The sequence below is a fragment of the Sphaerimonospora sp. CA-214678 genome (assembly GCF_050942215.1).
Taxonomy (GTDB): Bacteria; Actinomycetota; Actinomycetes; order Streptosporangiales; family Streptosporangiaceae; genus Sphaerimonospora.
This window is the reverse complement of sequence record NZ_CP192056.1, coordinates 2,481,708-2,501,629: the sequence shown is the minus strand read 5'-3', so window position 1 is coordinate 2,501,629 and position 19,922 is coordinate 2,481,708. Positions and strand designations below refer to the sequence as shown.

Sequence of the window (19,922 nt, the reverse complement as noted above, 5' to 3'; positions counted from 1 at the left end):
ACAGGGACCCGGCCGCTCCGCCTCCGGCGGACCGGCCGGGTCCCGGCGTCATGCCGAGGTCAGACGCGGGTCCACTTCTGGTTGGTGCCGCCGTGGCAGCTCCAGATGTGCACCTTGCTGCCGTTGGCCGTGCCGGCGCCGTCGACGTCCAGGCACTTGTTCGCCCCGACAGCGGTGATCGTGCCGTCGGAGTTGAGGCGCCACTTCTGGTTGTTCTGCCCGTTGCAGTCCCAGATGATCACGCTGGAGCCGTCGGCCGTGCCCGCGCCGCTGACATCCAGGCACTTGTTGCCGTAGACGCGCAGCTCACCCGAGCTCGTCGAGGTCCACTGCTGGTTGGGCTGCCCGTTGCAGTCCCAGATCTGCACCTGCGCGCCGTTCGACTGGGAGGCCCCGTTGACGTCCAGGCACCGGCCCGATCCCACGCCCCGCAGCGCACTCGTCCCCGCCGACGGCGTCGGAGTAGGAGTCGGAGTGGGTGTCGGGGTGGGCGTCGGGGTGGGTGTCGGGGTGGGCGTGGGAGACGTGCCGCCCTGCGCGACGCCATCGCCGCCGAAGGTGAACGAGTCGAGGTCGAACGCGTTCGCCGACGGCGCCTTGAACACGACATAGACGTCGCGGGTGCCACCGGGGTCGGTGACGGCCACCGCGGGCAGGGACACGTAGTTGTTCCATCCCCCGGTCGCCGGCACGGAACTGGAGGCGATCAGCGCCCCGGTCGGCGAGTCGGCGCGCAGCTCGATGGAGCCTCCTGTGTTGGACGGCGCCGAGACGCGGAAGGACACCGTGTCGATCCCGGACAGGTTGATCGGCGTGAAGGAGATCCAGTCGTTGTTGGAGATGTCGCCGATGCGCCTGCCACCCTCGGCTCCCGCTTCTTCGACGACCCGGATCCCGGACGAGCCGGTGAAGTGCTCGGCCTGCTTGTGCTTGGGCTGCAGCATGACGCCGGCCGTGCCCTTCAGGCCGCCACCGTCGGTGTAGTCGGCGGACAGGACGTAGTAGACGTTGGAGGCCTCGTCGTGGCCGGACGCCGTGGTCGTGACCGTCCCGGAGCAACCGGTGTACTGACCGGTGTCGTGGGCGTGCTGGTCATGACCGAGCGCGGTGATCACGTTGACCTTGCCGCAGTCGATGGTGCCGTCCTCGGGGTCCGTGACGTTCACCGTGTAGGCCACCTGATCACCGAAGCCGATGAACCCGCCGTCGGGCGGCGCCGCGAAGGCGACCTTGGGACGGGTGTTGCCGACGATGATGGGCAACGTGACACTGCCGGTCTTCCCGCCGGAGTCCCGTACGGTCAGTGTGGCGGTGTAGTTGCCGTTGGCGGTGTAGGTGTGGGACGGGTTGGCGCTGGTGGAGGTCCCGCCGTCGCCGAATTTCCAGCTGTAGGTGATCGCGTCGCCGTCCGGGTCGGACGAGCCGGCCGAGGAGAACGCCACCGTCAGCGGCGCTGTGCCCGAGTCGGGGGCGGCGCTCGCCTTGGCGACGGGAGCGCGGTTCCCGGCCACATAGTCGATCCGGTAGATGGCGTCATCGGTGTTCGCGTGGCCGAAGCCGTTGCCCCAGTCGGCCATGTACAGAGCGCCGTCGGGGCCGAACTTCATGTCGATCGGCGCGTGCGGGGTGAGCTGTGCGGCGAATGCGTTGATCTTCAGGAGATTGCCGGAGGAGTCCAGACGGAACTCCTTGACGAAGTTGCGGCTCCATTCGTACATGAACGGCGTGCCGTCGAAATACTCGGGGAACTTGCGTTCCGAGGTGCTGTTCGCGTCGTAGCGGTAGAACGGGCCGCCCATGGGGGCAGCGCCGCCGCAGCAGTTGATCTCGGGGAACTCGGCCGAGGCGTGGTAGTTGTACCAGACCGTCGCGGGCTTGGCCGCGGGCAGGTTGGTCAGCCCGGTGTTGTTCGGCGAGTCGTTGACCGGCGCCGAGCAGTTGAACTTCGGCCCCGAGGTGTTGGTGGCGAAGTTGAAGTCGTTGAACGGGGTGTTGTTGCCGGTGCAGTACGGCCAGCCGTAGAAGCCCGGCTGCTTGATCAGGTTCCACTCGACCGTGCCCTCGGGACCACGGTTGGGGTTGGTGCTGCCCGCGTCAGGGCCGTAGTCCCCCAACGAGATCCACCCGGTGACCTTGTCGACCGAGAAGCGGAACGGGTTGCGGAAGCCCATGGCGTAGATCTCCGGCCGCGTCTTGGCGGTTCCCGGCGCGAACAGGTTGCCGGACGGAATCGTGTAGGTGCCGTCGGGCTCGGGGTGGATGCGCAGGATCTTGCCGCGCAGGTCGTTGGTGTTGGCCGAGGACCGCTGGGCGTCGTAGTGCTCCCGGCCCGACCGCTCGTCGATCGGGGCGTACCCGCTGGAGGCGTTGGGGTTGGTGTCGTCACCCGGGCCGATGTACAGGTTGCCGCCCGGCCCGAACGCGAGGTAGCCCCCGGTGTGGCCCGGCTCGTCGACGTTGCGGTACGCCGGAACCTCGATGATCTTCTTTTCGCTGCCCATGTCGAGGCTGGTGCCGTTGAAGGTGAACCTGGACACCCGGTTCACCTCGCCGCCGTTGGACGGCGAGTAGTTGAGGTAGATCCAGCCGTTGGTGGAGAAGTTCGGGTCGAGCGCCAGCCCGATTCCGCCGTCCTCACCGCCGTCGTACACCGACAGCGTGCCGATGACGCGCGTGCCCCCGCCGTCCGCGGGGATCATGTTCACCTTGCCGGAGCGCGAGATGTAGAAGACCCTGCCGTCGGCGGCCACGTCCAGCTCCATCGGCTGGTCGGGAGCGCCGTCGAGGGTCACCTTCTGGAACCGGGCCGAGACCGTGCCGCCGCAGTCACCCGGCACCGCGCCGGCAGCCCACTTCACCGCGCCCAGCAGGTGCTGCTTGAACAGCGGCTCCGAATAGGAGGACGACTGGTGGCCCATCGCGGTGGCCCACACCCGGCCGCCCTCCGGGTTGTGACACCAGGAGATCGGGTGGTCGGCGCCCATCTTGTACGAGCCAGCGTCATAGGTGGTCTCGTCGGCGGTCACCAGCACGTGCACCGAGCCACGCATGTTCTTGTCGAAGTTGTACCACTCCTCGGTACGCGTCCACCGATCCGGCAGACCCTTCGTGGAGGGGTGCACCTTGTCGGCCACCTTGGCGGTGCCCTGCACGGTCGAGGAGTGCTGAGTCATGTGCGCGCCGGCCAGCACGACCTGGTCCCACCAGGGGAACTGCGACTCGATGTTCATGTCGGTGGCGTTGTGGACCGCCACGACGCCGTGGCCGCTGCGCACATAGGCCTGCATGGCCTGACGCTGGGCGTCGTTGTCCCACACCATGCCCGAGGTCTGGAACATGATCACCGCGTCGTAGGTGTCGAGGGTCGACGAGGTGAAGACGGCGGAGTTCTCGCTCTGGTCGAGCTGGAAGTCGTTGTCGGCCGCCATCTGCTGGAACATCGAGATGCCGGCGGGGATGGAGTCGTGCCGGTAGGCGCCGTTCGCGGTCTTGGTGAACAGCAGCACCTTGAACTGCGGCTCGGCCGCGTGCGCCGCCGGCGGCGCCGCGGACAGCAGCAGCCCCAGCAGGGCCGCGGCCAGGGCTGGGAGTAATCGTGATCTCCGCATGAAGGATCTCCTGAGGTTACCGGTGACGGTTGGACTTGCGGGAGTGCGAAGGCTTGGGTGGTCGGGGGAAGGGGGCGGTCAGGTCGTCGAGGTGTGCAGGTTCGCGAGGGTGCGGAGGAAGGCGAGGCCTTCGGTGGCGAGGGCGTCCTGGCTCGAGGCCAGGGGACGCCAGATGGACGCCGCGGTGGCGATGGTCGCGTTGCCGGCGGTGAAGGACTCGATGACGAGCGGCCCGCGGTAGCCCACGTCGTGCACGGCGGCGGCGAAGCCCGGCCAGTCGAAGTGGTCGCTGCCGGGGGCGCCGCGGTCGGTCCCGCACACCTGCAGGTGCGCGATCCTGTCCCCGGCCAGCCGGACGGCCCGGAGGGGATCCTTCTCCTCGATGTTCATGTGGTAGGTGTCGAGGGCGAGTCCGCACTCCTCCGGAAGGGCTTCGAGCGCCTGCTCGACGGTGTTGATGACGCTGGTCTCGTACCGGTTGAGCGGTTCGACGCCGATCTGGACCCCGCGTTCGGCGGCATAGGCGACCACCGGCCGCAGGTTCTCCCTCAACTCGGCGTAGAGCGTGCGCCGCTCGTCCGGGCTCATCCGCCAGGCCCGGCCGACGGAGGCGTAGGCGGGCCCGCTCACCGCCGGCGCACCCACGGTCACCGCTACGTCCACGCAGTGCCGCAGGTAGTCCTGGGTCTCCCGGACGCCCTGCGGCGATGCGGCGACCAGCTCACGTCCCGGCGGCATCGTGAGCACGACCGACGCGCCGAGCCCGAGCCCGGCCAGGAGGGCCGCCGCCCTGCCCGGGTCCCAGTCGCCGGGGTGCTCGACCGGCAGCTCCACCACGTCGAATCCCCATTCCGCGATCCTCGGCGCGAGGGCGGCCAGGGAGTCGTCGGTGAGCGGGGAGACCCAGACCCACGTGTTGACGCCGATCACGACGTGCCGCCCCACTTCTCCGGGTAGCCGGGCAGGTCCTCGCAGCCGCACAGGGCGTAGTGCAGCGGCGGCATGCCGGGCTTGAGATAGGTGGCGAGGTTCTCCTGGGTGATCGCCGGCTGCGGGAGGTTCCAGATCTTCGGCACCTGCTCCCCCTTGAGGATCTTGAGTGCCGCGATGACGGGGGTGCGCCACTGGTACGTCGGATAGGTCGGGGCGATCGCGGTCAGCTTCGCGTCGTTCCACTTCTCCAGGAAGTCCTGCTGGTCCTCGCCGTTGATCGGCGGTACGGGCAGGCCCGCGTCCTCGAACGCCTCGACGGCGGCGACCGCGGTCGCGCCCGAGTCCATCCAGACTCCGTCGATCTTGCCGTAGCGCTGGATGTAGTCACCGACGATGCTCTTGGTCTTCGCGGCGTCGCCGTCGGTGAACTCCACGCCGACGACATCGAGGTCGCTGCTGTCGAACGCGACCTTCGCCGCCGACCACCGGGTCTCCAGCACGTCGACCCCGGGCAGGATGCGCAGCGCCAGGATCTTCCCGCCGGCCGGCACCTTGCCGACGAGGAATTCGGCCGCCTCGGCGCCGAAGGCGTATCCGCCGACCGGCTTGATGAAGGTGACCGGGCAGTCGGTCTCGACCCCCCGGTCGAACACGATGACGGGGACCTTGGGGCAGGCCCCGGACACCGCGGGAGTCAGCGTGGCCGTGGTGTTGGGCGAGACGATCAGCACGTCGCAGCCCTTGCCCTGCAGCTCCGCGATGTCGGAGATCTGCTTGTCGTCCTTGCCCTCGGCGTCCAGGGCGGTGAAGCGCTCGATCTCCTTGTGCAGGGCGACCTCCGCCTGCATGGTCTTCCAGCCGACCTGCCGCCAGGGGTTGTCGATAGCGGCATTGGAGAAGCACAGGTGGTACGGCGCCGCCTTCTTGTACGCGGCGGTGTCGATGAGCTGCGGGTCGATGCTCTGCTCCCACGGCTTGTCCGCCGGGCCGGTGGGCTCTGCCCGGCGCATCGTCATCTGAGCGTCGTAGTCGGCCTGCACGAAGAACTTCGACTGCGCTCCGGTGCCCCTGTCCCCCGGCCCGGCGGACTCGGCCGGCCCGGAGGACCCTGCCGGCGCGGCGGAGGGCGCAGGTTCGTCGGTGGTGCACGCGGCCGTCGCCGTCGTCAGCACGGCCAGTGCTGCCACGGCGAGGAACCGCCGCGAATATGAACGCATCGTCTTCCTTCCATCACGAGGCGGCCGCGGTTCTCCTGCGCGGGAAGCGCACGGCTCCCAGCGCCACCGCGGCGATAATGATCACACCCTGTACGGCCGGCTCCAGCGCCCCCGAGATGCCGTACAGGTTGAGGAGGGTGAACAGGGCCTCCAGGGTGAAGGCGCCCGCCATGGCGGCGACCACTGAGCCGCGGCCGCCGCCGAGGACCACTCCGCCGAGCACAACGGCGGTGATGGCCTGGAACTCCAGGCCGTTGCCGGCCTGCGCGGACACCCCTGCGAAGCCACCGAGCAGGATCGCGGCGACCGCCGCGGACAGCCCGGAGATCATGAATGCCGCCGTCCGCACCCGGGCGAGCCGGACACCGGACAGGGCCGCGGCCCGGTCGTTGTCGCCGGCCGCGATCAGCGTGTGGCCGAAACCGGCGCGCATCGCGTAGACGGCGGCGGCCACGACCGCGACGAGGATCAGGACCGACCAGGGAACCGGGCCCAGGCTCCCCCGGCCCAGCTCGCGGAACTCCGGGGACAGCGCGCCCCGGGGCGCGCCGCCCGTCCAGAGGAAGACCGCCCCGGACAGGATCAGCAGCATGCCGAGCGTCGTGATGAACGACGGGACGCGGAAGATGGTGGTGACGATCCCGTTGACCAGCCCGACGAGCATGCCGAGGACGAGCAGCAGGGCCAGGACGGGCCAGGTGGCCTCAGCGGAGCCGTCGATGAGCCGGGCGGCGATCACCACCTCGGCGGTGACGAGGGAGCCGACCGACAGGTCGAACTCGCCGGACACGATGACGAAGTACTGCCCGGCCGCGAGGATCACCAGCGGCGCGGCACGTTTGACGAAGGCGAGGAAGGCGGGCGGCTCCAGGAAGTACGGGTTGACGACCGCGATCGCGATCAGCAGCCCGGCCAGCACCACGAAGATCGGCAGCGCGCGTCTCATGCGGTCCGCCTCCTGCGAGCGTAGATCGCCAGAGCCGCCACCAGGACCACTCCCCGCACCACGTCCTTGGCGAAGGAGTTGACCTCCATCTGGTTGAAGATGCTGTCGAGTACGGCCAGGAGCAGGACTCCGCCGACGGTCCCGGCGACCCCGCCGCGGCCTCCGGCCAGGGCGGTCCCGCCGAGCACGACCGCGGCGATCGACTCCAGGTCGTACCCGCCGTCGGTCCCGGCGGTCGGCGTGCCCGCTCCGAGCCGGGAGGCGAGCAGCAGCCCCGCGATCCCTGCGCAGACCGAGCAGAGCACGTGGACGGCGATCATGACCCGCTCGGTGCGAACTCCCGACAGCCGCGCGACCTCGGTGTTCCCGCCCACCGCGTAGATCCGGTATCCCAGCCGCGTCCGGCTGAGCAGGAGCCATGCGGACACCGCCACCGCGGCCCACAGCAGCGCCGACACCGCCAGCGGCCCGATGCGGTCGTACCCGAGATGCCGGAAGGACGCGGGCACGCTGCCGGCCGGCCCGTCGTACCGCGCGTCCAGCACACCTCTGATGATCAGCGCCGTCCCGAGCGTGGCGATGAAGGCGTGCACCTGGAGCCTGGTGACGATCAGCCCGTTCACCAGTCCGACCAACGCGCTCACCGCCAGCACCGCGGCGATCGCGGCGGGCACGTTCGCGCCGGCCCCCGCCATGATCTCGGCCGCGACCAGTGTGGTCAGGCTGATCAGGTAGGCCACCGAGAGGTCGAGGCCCCCGGCCAGGATCACCAGGGTCTGACCGATCGCGACGATGCCCAGTGCCGCCGATCGCTGCTGGATGCCGACGATGTTCTCCTGGCTCAGGAACCGCCCGCCGTCCAGCGTGAACAGCAGCCAGCCCAGCATGATGAGCAGAGCCAGCGCCAGGTAGACGGCACGCGCGGGCTGGTCGGCCGAAAGCCTCCGGAGGAACGAGCCTTCGGCGGCGGCGACGCGCCGGAGCTTCAGCTGCTGGGTCATGACGCGGCCGCCAGGCGCATCACGGACTCCTCGGTGGAGCCGGACGGCAGTTCTCCGGCGATGCCGCCATCACGCATGACCACGATGCGATCGCTCATGCCGATGAGCTCGGGGAGCTCGGAGGAGATCATCAGGACGGCCATGCCGTCCCGGGCGAGTTCACGCATCAGCTCGTGGATCGCGGCCTTGGCGCCGACGTCGACGCCGCGGGTGGGCTCGTCGAGCAGCAGGACGCGCGGCGCGACCGTCATCCATTTGGCCAGCACGACCTTCTGCTGATTGCCACCGGACAGCAGCCGGATCTCCTGGGCCGGCCGGGGCGGGTTGAGCCGCACCCGCCGGAGCAGCCGCTCGATCGCGGGCGTTCCCGCGGATCTTCTTATGGCCCGCGCGACGAGCAGGGCGTTGTCGCGCACCCGCTGGTGCGGCAGGATTCCCTCGGCCTTGCGGTCCTCGGTCACCAGGCCGATCCCCGCTGCGATGCCCTCGCGCACCGAGCGGGGACGGCAGGGCGTCATCTCGCCGGTGGTGAAGGGCTCGGCGCCGAACAGCGCCTTGGCCAGCTCTGTCCGGCCCGAGCCCTGCAGCCCGGCCACTCCCACGATCTCCCCCGCGCGCAGGTCGAGATCGATACCGCGCAGCCTGGCGTTGCCGCCGCCGCGCACGCTCACCATCACCTCTCCCGGCGGATCCGCCGCGCGGGGAGGGTAGTAGGAGTCCAGCTCCCGGCCGACCATCAGGCGGATCAGGGTCGCGACGTCCAGGCTCGAGGCCTCCGCGGTGGCGACCCGGGCGCCGTCTTTCAGCACGGTGATCCGGTGGGCGAGATCGAAGATCTCGCGGAGCCGGTGGGAGACGTACAGGACCGCGATGCCGCGCTCGGTGAGCCGCCGCACCAGCGTGTAGAGCAGCTCCACCTCGTGGTCGGCCAGGGCGGCCGTCGGCTCGTCCATCACGACGATCCGGGCGTTCAGCGACAACGCCTTGGCGATCTCGACGACCTGCTGCTGCGCGACCGAGAGCCGCCGCACGAGATCGCGCGGCCCGAACGACTCCTCGCCGAGTGAACTCAGCAGCTCACCGGTCGCCGACTCCATCGCGGCCCGGTCGACCAGCCCCCGCCGGACGGGTTCCCGGCCGAGGAAGACGTTCTCGGCCACCGTCCGCTCGGGCAGCAGGGTGAGCTCCTGGTAGATGATCGCCACCCCGGCCCGCTGGGCCTCGATCGGGTGCCCGAACGCCACGCTCCTGCCGTCGATCTCGATCGTCCCCTCGTCCGGGGCGTGCACTCCGGCGAGGATCTTCATGAGCGTCGACTTGCCCGCGCCGTTCTCCCCCACCACCGCGTGGACCTCACCGGCGGCCGCCTCCAGGTCGACTCCGTCGAGGACCCGGACGCCGAGGAAGCTCTTGCCGATGCCGGTCATCTTCAGCACGCGGCCCACCCGGCGAAACGCAGGGCGGGGCCGGGACCGGCGGGCGGCGCCACGGCGGTGGCACCGGCCGGGACCGGCCTTCGCGCCGTACGAGGTGAGGAGTCGTGCACGTGTAGCTCCTAGTGGGGGGTGGGAGTCGTGCTGGACCGGCGGGACGCGGCGCTCTGCACTCGGCGCGCATGGACGCCGGGACCGACCGTGCAAATTGATCGAATCGATTCGCAAGGAAAATAGATCTACCCAACGAACCTGTCAAGCATGCTTATTCCGGTGAGCGGAGGGCGGCTTGCCGACACGCCGGACGAGCGCCCCGCCGTCTCCGGGAGTACGCGCAACGCCAGATGACGCCGATCCATCAGGTCGGCTCGCCTCTCTTCGCCCGGTGAAGGCCGACAGGACATCCGGCGGACACACACGCGATAAGTATGAGTCTTACAAGCGCGGATGTCATGAAAATGTCACATATGTCTTCGCCGGACGGTTGACCCCGTCGGGGCTGCCGGCGACGCCGACCGGCGAACGATGCCGGCCGTGGGCGCCACATGGATGGGGAGTGCATGCATTCTCGTTCTCCTTGTGCGGCCGCACAGGCGATGTTAGCGCTAACATCACACTCGATGAACCCAGTCTCCTCTCCCTCGACTGACGGAGGTGGTGGTGTACTGGAGACAACACGACATGACGAGAATCCGTCAAGCGTTCGGCCGGTTCGTCCGGTAAGGTCCGTCGTGGGCCCGGCCGCCCCCTGAAACGTTCATCTGCGGTGTGACCGGCCGGGCGGATGACGGCGTGCAGAGCGACAGTGGATCGAAACGATTCGTTCGGTCCCTTGACAGGCGACACCCGAGGTTTCCACACTGAGCACTCAGGCGACCTCTACCTGCCGAGGTCGGTGGTGGGCGGCAGGGGGACGCCGAATGTGACGCGGTTCGACCATGGATCAAACCGTGATCTTGCGACCCTTCCCTCGTGATCCGTCTTTGGAGGCTCACGCATGGCCCGAAATCCTCTATCCACCACAAGATCCCGGCGGCCGCTCTACGGTACTCGCCGGGCCCTGGTCGCCGCGGCTCTCGGCACCCTGGGCATGGCGACGGCTCTGACGGCGATCCCCACCGCCGCGGGGGCCGCCGAGGGCACCCTGGGCGCGGCGGCCGCGCAGAGTGGCCGCTACTACGGCGCCGCGATCGCGGCCGGCCATCTCGGTGACTCGGCCTATGTGGCGACGTGGGATCGGGAGTTCAACTCGGTCACCGCGGAAAACGAGATGAAGTGGGGCCCGATCGAGCCCAACCGCGGCTCCTTCAACTGGGGACCCGCCGACCAGATCGTCAACCACGCCGTGAGCAAGGGCATGAAGGTCCGCGGCCACACCCTGGTGTGGCACGCCCAGCTGCCCGGCTGGGTGAACAGCGGCATGTCCGCCAACGACCTGCGCTCGGCGATGACCAACCACATCAACCAGGTCATGAACCACTACAAGGGCAAGGTATTCGCCTGGGACGTGGTCAACGAGGCCTTCGCCGACGGCGGCGCGGTCGGCACGCTGCGCGACTCGATCTTCACCCAGAAGCTCGGCAACGGCTTCATCGAGGAGGCCTTCCGCGCCGCCCGGGCGGCCGACCCGAACGTCAAGCTCTGCTACAACGACTACAACATCGACGACGCCAACGCCAACAAGACCCGCGGCGTCTACAACATGGTCAGGGACTTCAAGGCGCGCGGCGTGCCCATCGACTGCGTGGGCCTGCAGTCCCACTTCGGGAACCCTCCGTCCAACTACCAGCAGAACATCGCCCAGTTCGCCGCGCTCGGCGTCGACGTGCAGATCACCGAGCTCGACGTCGGCGGCTCCGGTTCGGCCCAGGCCGACGCCTACCGCCGCGTCACCCAGGCCTGCATGGCGGTTCCCCGCTGCACCGGCATCACCGTGTGGGGCGTCACCGACAAGTACTCCTGGCGCAGCGGCGACACCCCGCTGCTGTTCGACGGCAACTACAACAAGAAACCCGCCTACGACGCCGTACTCAACGTGCTCAACGGCGGCGGGACCTCGAGCCCTCCGCCCTCGGGGAGCACGAGCGCGCTGCGGGGCGTCGGGTCCGGCCGGTGCCTGGACGTCGACGGCGCCTCCCAGTCCAACGGCGCGCAGACGCTGATCTGGGACTGCCACGGCGGCGTCAACCAGCAGTGGACCTCCACCAGCGCCGGTGAGCTGCGCGTCTACGGCAACAAGTGCCTGGATGTCAGCGGCGCGGGCACGGCCGACGGCTCCAGCGTGATCATCTGGGACTGCAACGGCCAGAACAACCAGAAGTGGCGCTTCAACTCCGACGGCACCATCACCGCCGTGGGCGCGAACAAGTGCCTGGACGTCGCCGAGTACGGCACGGCCAACGGCTCCAAGGTGCACATCTGGACCTGCCACGGCGGCACCAACCAGCAGTGGACCCGGGCCTGACGCCCTCCGGCCACCTGTGATCGCAAACCGTTGAGCCGGTCCGCGCCAACCCGCGCGAACCGGCTCGCGGCCCTTGAGCGACCTCCTGATCGGCGACGTCGTCTCCGTGCCGACGCCCGCACCGGTCTCGCATGGCCGGGGCGGCGGGGCAGGGCGGCTCACCAGGAGACGGCCCGCCGATGGCCGCGCCGCTCCCCCACCCCTCTGTCAAGGAGTTATGTGTGGATACACAAGGCAAGAGGCGGCGTACAGGCCGCCGCGGGATCGCCGTTCTGTTCGCCGTCGGCGCGCTCGTCGCGGGTTCCGTCCTGACGACGACGGCGCCGGCTCAGGCCGCGGACCAGTCCATCACCGTGAACTTCTCCGTCACCGACGGCTCCCCGACGTACCGGGCCTCCGGGTGGATCTACGGCATGACGGAGAATGCCGCCAACCCCCCGGACCATTTCTTCACGGACGTGCGGTTCCGCTACATGCGGGCTGGCGGCGCGCAGCTGGACGGCCCGGGTGGCTGGGTGTCGGGCAAGTACGACCGCCGGTGGAACGCCACCCGCGCGCAGTTGCTGCGCACCCGGTCACTGGGCGGTGAGTTCGTCCTGCTCGTGCACGACCTGTGGGGCGCCGACGGCTACCCGATCTCACGCTTCCCCGGCGACAACGGCAACTGGGCCGACTACGACAGCTTCCTCACCCGGCTGATCGACGACGTGCGGGCCACCGGCGCCCCCGTCCAGTGGGACCTGTGGAACGAGCCCAACATCACCCTGTTCTGGAACCGTCCCATCTCCCAGTACTTCGAGATGTGGAAGCGCGCCTACCAGCGCGTCCGCGCCGCGTTCCCGTCCCACCTGATCGTCGGCCCCAGCTGCGCCTGCGTGCCGTCCACCGGCGGCTTCTGGACCCAGTACCTCGACTACGTCAAGGCCAACAACGTCGTCCCCGACATCGTCAGCTGGCACTCCCTGCCCGGCGACCCGGTCGCCAATGTCGCCACAGCGAACACCACCCTCGACTCCCGCGGCATCCCGCACCCGCGCCCGTACCAGATCAACGAGTACGGCGCGTCCAACGAGCAGAACCCCGGTGACGGAGCCTGGTACATAGCCCGGCTGGAGCGGGCCGGAGCGGACGGCCTGCGGGCCAACTGGGCCGGCGGCGGCAACCTGCACAACGACCTGGCCAACCTGCTCGTCCGCGATTCCGCCGGGCAGTACCAGCCCAAGGGCGAGTGGTGGGTCTACCGCTTCTACGGCTCGCAGACCGGGCAGATCGCCTCGGTCACGCCGAGCTCCGCCTATGACGCGTTCGCGACCAAGGCCAGCGGGGAGGCGAAGGTCCTGGTCGGCGGAGGCAGCACGACCGGCAACATCGCGGTCGCCCTGCAGCGGCTGGACACCACCAGCGGCCTTGTGCAGAACAACCAGGTCCGGGTGGTGGCCGAGCGCATCCCGTACAACGGCGGAGGAGCGGTCGCCGGTCCCGTGACCGTGTCGAACACGGTGGTGACGTTGTCGAACAACGGCACGACGGTGAACCTGCCGCACACCAACGTCGATGAGACCTTCACCATCACGCTGCTGCCCCCCGACACTCCGGGGCCGTCGCCGACCCCCACGCCCTCGGGGAGCACGAGCGCGCTTCGGGGCGTCGGGTCCGGCCGGTGCCTGGACGTCGACGGCGCCTCCCAGACCAACGGCGCGCAGACGCTGATCTGGGACTGCCACGGCGGCGTCAACCAGCAGTGGACCTCCACCAGCGCCGGTGAACTGCGCGTCTACGGCAACAAGTGCCTGGACGTCAGCGGCGCCGGCACGGCCGACGGCTCCAGCGTGATCATCTGGGACTGCAACGGCCAGAACAACCAGAAGTGGCGCCTCAACTCCGACGGCACCATCACCGCCGTGGGCGCCAACAAGTGCCTGGACGTGTCCGGGTACGGCACCACCAACGGCTCCAAGGTGCACATCTGGAGCTGCCACGGCGGCACCAACCAGCAGTGGACCCGCGTCTGACCCGCGTCTGACCCGCGTCTGACCCGCGTCCCGCTCGGAGCGAACGGCCCTCGCCGGGTGATCGACCGATCCCGGCGAGGGCCGTTCCGATGCGCTCGTGGTCGTCCACGCCGATAAGTCGTCCACGCCGATAAGCGGGACGGTGATCTCCATGGCGTGGTCTGGCCGGGAATCGGAATCGAAGCGATTCGACGGCGGGCGTGGCTCAAACGGACGCCGCCGTGATGGGCTCCTCCCGGCGTTCGTGGGCGGCGGCGAGGATGAGGTAGGCGCTGGCGGTCCACGTGTAGGCGCGGTCGCGCAGGCCCGTGCCCTTATGGGCGTCGAAGTTCTCCGCGAACCCGGCTTTCTCGCACAGGAGGCGGAAGCGCGTGCTGATCTCGTCGGCCAGGCCCGGGTAACCGGCGCGGCGCAGGCCGTCCTCGATCAGGATGGTCGAGGGCGCCCAGATCGGACCGCGCCAGTAGCCGTCGTCCTGGTAGTGGGATGAGCCGGGCAGCTCGGTGGCCAGCCCGAACTCGGTCAGGTGGGTCTCGATCCGGGCGGCCAGCGACGCCCGGACCGGTTCCGGCAGCTCCGCCCCCAAGACGATCGGCATGAGGTCGAGCAGGCTCGCGCTGGACCAGGTGCGTCCGGTCCTGGCGCTCCTGGCGACGAACCGGTCGCCGTCCCACAGCTCGGCCAGCAGCGCCTGGAGCATGCGGTCGGCCCCCCGGGCCCAGGCGGCGGCCGCGTCCCGCAGGTCGAGCTCGGCGGCCAGGCGGGCGAGTTCGCGCATCTGGAGGACGAGGAAGGCCGCCAGGTCCGCCGTCTCGACGACGCGCTCGGGGTCGAAGGTGGTGGCGTTGTCCCAGCCGCTGTCGTTGCCGTGCTGGTAGTGGGCGAACTCGTGGCCGGGAACGCGCCGGTGGGTCAGCCAGAAGGAGGTCCACCGCTCCAGCAGCCGGTACACCTCGGCGGTCTCGCCGGCGCTCAGCGGGCGCAGCCGCCCCAGGGCCCAGCCGTGGATGGGCGGCTTGACGAAGTTATACAGAATCTCCGAATGCGTGACCGAGTCGGGCAGCGCGCCGGTGGCGTCCTGGTGGTCGAACACCAGCCGGAACTGGTCCCTGGCCAGCTCCGGCAGCCCGTCGGCGAGGGCGATGGCGTTGAAGCAGTGGTCCCAGCTCCAGACCTTGTCCATCCAGTGCTTGGACATCAGCACCCCGGGCCGGGTGACGAAGCCTGCCGGACGCACCGTGGCCGACCACAGGACGTAGGCGGCCAGCTCGGCGGCGGGCGTCCTGTCGCTGCGCCAGGGCGCCACCGCGTCTCGAAACGATTCGAAGGCGCTCCGCGCGGCTCCCAGAACCTGCTCGAAGCCGGTCCCGCTCCGGTAGGGGGCGCGGGCGGTCTCGTACTCCTCGACGGCGATCTCCCACGACTCGCCGCCGAGGAGCACGACGCCGCGCTCGGCGGTGCCGAGCACCTGCGCGCCCTTCGGCTCCGCCTGCCCGGCGAGGAGGGTCACGCGGTAGCGGCGGCCGGTCTGGTACACCGTGAAGACCCACGAGCCGTCGCCGGGATCGGCGTAGAAGTACGGACCGCTGAACGGCGTCAGGACCGGATCGGCCGCCACGAGGTCCAGCCCCAGGCCCTGACCGCGTATCCGCACGGTGTCGGGGGTCTCGTAGGCGAGCTCGATCCGTCCGGCGTCGTGATCCCAGGCGAGCACGTGCGGGGTCGCGGACAGGGTCGTCTCTGCGCGGGCTCCGCCCACGGTGGGAACCAGCCGCAGGATCGGATGCATGCCGGTCTGGTGCGACACCAGATGGACATCGGGCGCGTAGATCTTCTCACCGATCACCGGGGAGAAGTCGAACCACGATCCGCGGAAGCTGAACGGGATCTCCCAGAGGGAGAATGCCAGGCCTGCGGCGGCGGTCATGAACGAAGGGTCCCTTCTGTCGGAGAGAGAGCCGGGCTAGTTCTTCACCGCACCCGCGGTGACTCCGGCGGCGACGTAACGCTGGGCGATGACCAGCAGCACGGTGGCGGGGACGGAGGCGATCACGGCGGTGGCCATGATGGCGTTCCACTGCTGGTTGTTGTTGCCGATGTAGTGGTAGATGCCGAGCGTGATCGGCTGCAGCGAGCCGCCCTGGTCCAGGGTGCTGGCGAACACGAAGTCCGACCACGCCCACAGGAACGCGAACAGCGACACCGTGATGATCGAGTTGCGGCTGACCGGCACGACCACCGACCAGAAGGTCCGCAGCGCCCCGGCCCCGTCGACCCGGGCCGCCTGCAGCAACTCTTCGGGGATGCCGGACATGAACGTCGTGAAGATCAGCACCGCGAACGGCACCGCCAGCGTCGAGTCCGCCACGATCAGGCCCGGGATCGTGTTGAGCACTCCCACGTTGAGGAAGACGGCGTAGAACCCCATCGCCATGATGATCCCCGGGATCATCTGCGCGATCAGCAGCAGGAAGCTCAGCACCCCGCCGCCTCTCGGGCGCAGCTTCGCCAGCGCGTATCCGGCCGGAGTACCGACCAGCAGCGTGAGCGCGACCGTGCCCAGCCCCACGATCACGCTGACCCCCAGGTAGGGCAGCTGCTGGTCGAGCACCGACCGGTAGCCGTCCAGGGTTCCGTCCAGCGGGAACCAGGAGGGCGGGCTCTTGCGCATGTCCTGTTCCCGGGTGAAGGACACGTTGATCATCCAGTAGACCGGGAACAGCATCACACCGGTCAGCACCAGCCCGGTCGCCGTCTTCCACCAGCTGCGCGCGGCCTTCATGACGCGCCCACGATCCGCTCGATCCGCCCGTTCATGGCAGGGCCAGCCTCCGCTGCACCCGGATGTAGATCAGCCCGGACGCCAGAGCCGCCACGATCAGGAGGTTGCCGACCGCCGCCCCGGGGCCGAAGGCCGGCAGCAGGTTCCCGAAGCCCAGCCGGTACGACCAGGTGGCGAACGTGGTGGAGGAGTCGCTCGGCCCGCCCTTGGTCATGATCCAGATGATGTCGAACACCTTCAGCGTGTAGACCAGCCCGAGCAGCAGCGTGATCGCCGAGACCGGCCGCAGCAGCGGGAAGGTCACCTTCCAGAACCGCTGCCAGCCGGTCGCGCCGTCCAGCGCCGCCGCCTCGTAGACGACCGGGTCGATCGACTGGAGGCCGGAGTACAGCACGACCAGGTTGAACGGGATCCCGATCCAGATGTTGGCGAGGGTCACCGACCACAGCGACCAGTCGGGCGAGGTCAGCCAGTGGACCGGCCCCACGCCGAAGACGCCGAGCACCGCGTTGACGACGCCGGAGTCGCTGTTGAGCATCCACGACCACGTCGAGGCCGACACGATCAGCGGCAGCAGCCACGGCACCAGGAACAGCGCACGCAACGTGGCCGACAACCGGAAGTTCCGGTAGAAGAACACCGCCAGGGCGAGCCCGATGGCGAACTGGAACCCCAGTGACACCAGCGTGAACACCACCGTGTGCCACAGCGCCGGCCCGAAGGTCATGTCGCCCACGACCTTCGCGTAGTTGGCGAGCCCGATGAACGGCGCGTCCCCCTGGACGAACGAGCGCACCGTGTAGTCGCGCAGGCTCAGATCGACGTTGCGGTACAGCGGATAGGCGTAGAAGACCAGCAGGTAGACGACGACCGGCGCCAGAAAGGCCCAGGCCGCCCACCGACCGGCCCTCGCACCGCGCGCCGCCGCGCTCGCAGCCGCGTGCATCGCCGCTACCGGGTGGCGCTCGCGGCCGCGGCCTGCGCGTCCGCCATCGCCTGCTGCGGGTTCTTCGACCCGCTCAGCGCCGCCTGCACCGCGCCCCACATCGGCTCGGAGATCCTCGGATACTTGGTGCCGAGGTCGTCGCTGGTACGGCCCTTGGCGGCCTTGACCGCCTCGACCCAGACCGCCAGGTCGGGGTTCTCGGCGACCTGCTTGGCCTGCACCTGCTCCGTCGGCGCGACGTACGACAGGGCTGTGGTCGTGGTCAGGGAGTTGTCCGTGCTGGTCAGGCAGGTCACCAGCTTCTGGGAGGTGGCGTAGCGCCCGGTGTCCTTCTGCACGGGGATGCTGACGAACTCGCCCCCGGTCGGCGCGGGCGCCGTCCCGCCGTCCTTGGCGGGGATCGGGATGATGCCGTAGGCGAAGCCGGCCTTCTGGGCGTTGGCCAGCTGCCAGGTCCCGTTCTCGGCGAAGGCGTAGTCGCCGCCGGTGAACTCCTGCCAGCTGGTGGTCTGCGTGTTGTTGATGACCGAGTTGGGGGCGTACCCCTTCCGCAGCCAGTCGGTCCACAACTCGACGGCCGCGACCCCCTGCGGGGAGTCGAGCGCGGTGAGCTGGGCGCCGGCCCCCCAGAACCAGGGCAGGAACTGGAAGCTGCCCTCCTCGGTGCCGATCGCCGAGAACGTGATGCCCTTGTCGCCGGCCGCCTTGACCTTCTCCAGCGCCGCGGTGAGCGAGGCCCAGTCCCGCACCGAGGCGATGTCCACCCCGGCCTTCTCGAGCACGTTCTCGTTGTAGTAGAGGGCCAGGGTGTTGGCCCCGATCGGGACGCCGTACGTCTTGCCGCCGATCCGCCCCGCCCCCAGCAGGTTCGGCGCGATGGCCGAGGTGTCGAGCTTGTTCTCCTCCGTCGTCGTCAGCACCCCCGCCTCGGCCAGCGTGGAGACCACCGGGTTGTCGACGATGAGCACGTCGGGCGCGTTGCCCTGCTGCGCGGCCAGCAGCGTCTTGTTCGTCAGGTCGGTGGTGTCGTAGGCCGTGCGCTGGACCGTGGCACCCGCCTGGGCGCCGCACGTCTCCAGTAGTTCGACCCACTCCGAGCTCTTGTCGTGCTGCGGGTAGGGGTCCCAGATCGTGTAGGTCCCGGCCTGGCTCGCATCCGTGGCGGCGTCTCCGCCGGACGATGAGGAGCATGCGACGAGACCGCCGGCGGCTGCCAGCACCGCCATACTCAGGCCGGCCGCACGCCGACTCGTTGTCCCTGGCCCCATGATCTGACCTCCGCTGACACGCGTTCTGCGGCTATTGTCATCCGATGTCGAATCGATTCGAATCGGTTCGCCTGAAGATAGGGCCGCGGATCGCTCGCGTCAATGGGGTCCGGCGAAAACAGCGCGACTCGTCGGTTCTATCGGTTCGATCTACGATAGTCAGCGGTGGGACGACCGGTTGAGGAGCGGGATGAACATCGGGGAGATCGCCAAGCGATCGGGCGTGTCGCGCAGCACCGTCTCCTACGCGCTGAGCGGCAAGCGCCCGGTGTCGGAGGCGACCCGCCGGCGCATTCAGGCGGTCATCGACGAACTGGGGTACCAGCCCAACGCGACCGCCAAGGCGCTCAAGGAGGGCAGGACCCGCACGATCGGGCTGGTCATCCCTCCGGCCAGCCGGCACTTCACCGACATGCAGCTCGGCTTCGTCGCCAGCGTCGTCGACGCCGCCGCACGCGCCGACCTCGACGTCCTGCTGTCGCCCTCGGGGGGCGAGCACGACCGCTCGTTCGAGCGGGTGGTCGGCGGCAGGCGCGTCGACGGCGTGATCGTCATGGAGATCCGGCTGGAGGACGACCGGGTCGCCCGCCTGCGGCAGACCAGACTGCCCTTCGTCGGCATCGGCCGCACCGACCGCGCCGACGAGATGTCCTGGGTGGACCTCGACTACGAGACGCTGATCTCACAATGCGTGCACCACCTGGCCGATCTGGGTCATCGTCGCATCGCCCTGGTCAACCGCTCCGCCGAGCTGATGGCCGCCGGGTACGGCCCCGCCCACCGGGCTCAGGCCGGTTTCGACCGCGCCACGGCGGAACGCGGCGTGGAAGGCGTCCAGATGTGCTGCGCCGACGATTCCCGCGCCGGATTCTCCTGCGTCGGGCGGCTCCTCGCCGACCATCCCGATCTCACCGCCATCGCCACCATCAACGAGGCCGCCATACCCGGCATGTACCACGCGATCGAGAACGCGGGCCTGACCGTGCCCGGTGACTTCTCCATCGCCGGTGTGGCGGGCCGTCACTGGGCGGAGAATCTGCATCCGCCGCTCACGGCCGCCGACGTGCCCGCCGACGAGCTCGGCGCCCACGCCGTCGAACTGCTCATCCGGCGGATCTCCGATCCCGCCACCCCGCATCACCAGATCCTCCTCTCCCCGCCCATCTCCCTGCGCCGGACGACCGGACCCGCACGCACCCGCTGATCGGCGGACCCCGACGGGCGCACCGGCCGGGCCCGGCGTGGCCCGATCGGGGCCACACCGGGTGTCATGTCGCGGTGAACGGGGCGGATTCCGCGGTTCCCCGGGAGG

General features: G+C 69.5%; 13 protein-coding genes. 3 read left to right on the top strand and 10 right to left on the bottom strand.

What is annotated here, in order from left to right; translation table 11 throughout:
* Positions 1-59: 59 nt before the first annotated feature.
* The 6 genes from ACQP1K_RS11365 to ACQP1K_RS11340 form a co-directional block, all read right to left on the bottom strand.
* Entirely contained in the window at positions 60-3,608 is a 3,549-nt protein-coding gene (locus ACQP1K_RS11365) for a lectin (protein ID WP_433500838.1), read from the bottom strand.
* Positions 3,609-3,686: 78 nt separating this feature from the next.
* Entirely contained in the window at positions 3,687-4,538 is an 852-nt protein-coding gene (locus tag ACQP1K_RS11360; protein WP_433500837.1) for a sugar phosphate isomerase/epimerase family protein, read from the bottom strand.
* The gene (locus tag ACQP1K_RS11355; protein WP_433500836.1) at positions 4,535-5,758 is read right to left on the bottom strand and encodes a substrate-binding domain-containing protein; all 1,224 of its coding nucleotides are present in this window, start codon (positions 5,756-5,758) and stop codon (positions 4,535-4,537) included. The genes ACQP1K_RS11360 and ACQP1K_RS11355 overlap by 4 nt, the downstream gene beginning before the upstream one ends.
* A 13-nt stretch (positions 5,759-5,771) precedes the next feature.
* Positions 5,772-6,704 carry an ABC transporter permease gene (locus ACQP1K_RS11350; RefSeq protein ID WP_433500835.1) on the bottom strand — a complete coding sequence of 311 codons (933 nt, stop codon included), beginning with the start codon at positions 6,702-6,704 and terminating at the stop codon, positions 5,772-5,774.
* Positions 6,701-7,705, bottom strand: a complete 1,005-nt coding sequence (locus tag ACQP1K_RS11345; protein WP_055482230.1) for an ABC transporter permease — start codon at positions 7,703-7,705, stop codon at positions 6,701-6,703. Before ACQP1K_RS11345 ends, ACQP1K_RS11350 begins: the two co-directional genes overlap by 4 nt.
* Entirely contained in the window at positions 7,702-9,132 is a 1,431-nt protein-coding gene (locus ACQP1K_RS11340; RefSeq protein ID WP_433501535.1) for a sugar ABC transporter ATP-binding protein, read from the bottom strand. The genes ACQP1K_RS11345 and ACQP1K_RS11340 overlap by 4 nt, the downstream gene beginning before the upstream one ends.
* A 1,096-nt stretch (positions 9,133-10,228) precedes the next feature.
* On the opposite strand from ACQP1K_RS11340, the gene ACQP1K_RS11335 reads away from it, so the two are divergent.
* Together ACQP1K_RS11335 and ACQP1K_RS11330 are read left to right on the top strand one after the other, a co-directional pair.
* On the top strand, positions 10,229-11,602 hold the full coding sequence (locus ACQP1K_RS11335; RefSeq protein WP_433500834.1) for an endo-1,4-beta-xylanase: 1,374 nt from the start codon (positions 10,229-10,231) through the stop codon (positions 11,600-11,602).
* A gap of 221 nt (positions 11,603-11,823) precedes the next feature.
* Entirely contained in the window at positions 11,824-13,614 is a 1,791-nt protein-coding gene (locus tag ACQP1K_RS11330) for a lectin (RefSeq protein WP_433500833.1), read from the top strand.
* Between the two features lie 205 nt (positions 13,615-13,819).
* Here ACQP1K_RS11330 and ACQP1K_RS11325 read toward each other — a convergent pair whose 3' ends face one another.
* From ACQP1K_RS11325 to ACQP1K_RS11310, 4 genes are read right to left on the bottom strand one after another with little or no spacing between them, the layout of a single operon-like run.
* Complete coding sequence (locus ACQP1K_RS11325; RefSeq protein WP_433500832.1) at positions 13,820-15,541, bottom strand: amylo-alpha-1,6-glucosidase; 1,722 nt, start codon at positions 15,539-15,541, stop codon at positions 13,820-13,822.
* 36 nt (positions 15,542-15,577) lie between these two features.
* Positions 15,578-16,396 (bottom strand): carbohydrate ABC transporter permease, encoded by an 819-nt coding sequence (locus ACQP1K_RS11320; RefSeq protein ID WP_055482234.1) that lies wholly within the window; start codon positions 16,394-16,396, stop codon positions 15,578-15,580.
* 31 nt (positions 16,397-16,427) lie between these two features.
* Entirely contained in the window at positions 16,428-17,342 is a 915-nt protein-coding gene (locus ACQP1K_RS11315; protein ID WP_433500831.1) for a carbohydrate ABC transporter permease, read from the bottom strand.
* 5 nt (positions 17,343-17,347) lie between these two features.
* Positions 17,348-18,568 (bottom strand): sugar ABC transporter substrate-binding protein, encoded by a 1,221-nt coding sequence (locus tag ACQP1K_RS11310; RefSeq protein WP_433500830.1) that lies wholly within the window; start codon positions 18,566-18,568, stop codon positions 17,348-17,350.
* A 232-nt stretch (positions 18,569-18,800) separates the two neighbouring features.
* Here ACQP1K_RS11310 and ACQP1K_RS11305 point away from each other — a divergent pair, with 232 nt between their 5' ends.
* Positions 18,801-19,814 (top strand): LacI family DNA-binding transcriptional regulator, encoded by a 1,014-nt coding sequence (locus tag ACQP1K_RS11305; protein WP_433500829.1) that lies wholly within the window; start codon positions 18,801-18,803, stop codon positions 19,812-19,814.
* Positions 19,815-19,922: the final 108 nt, after the last annotated feature.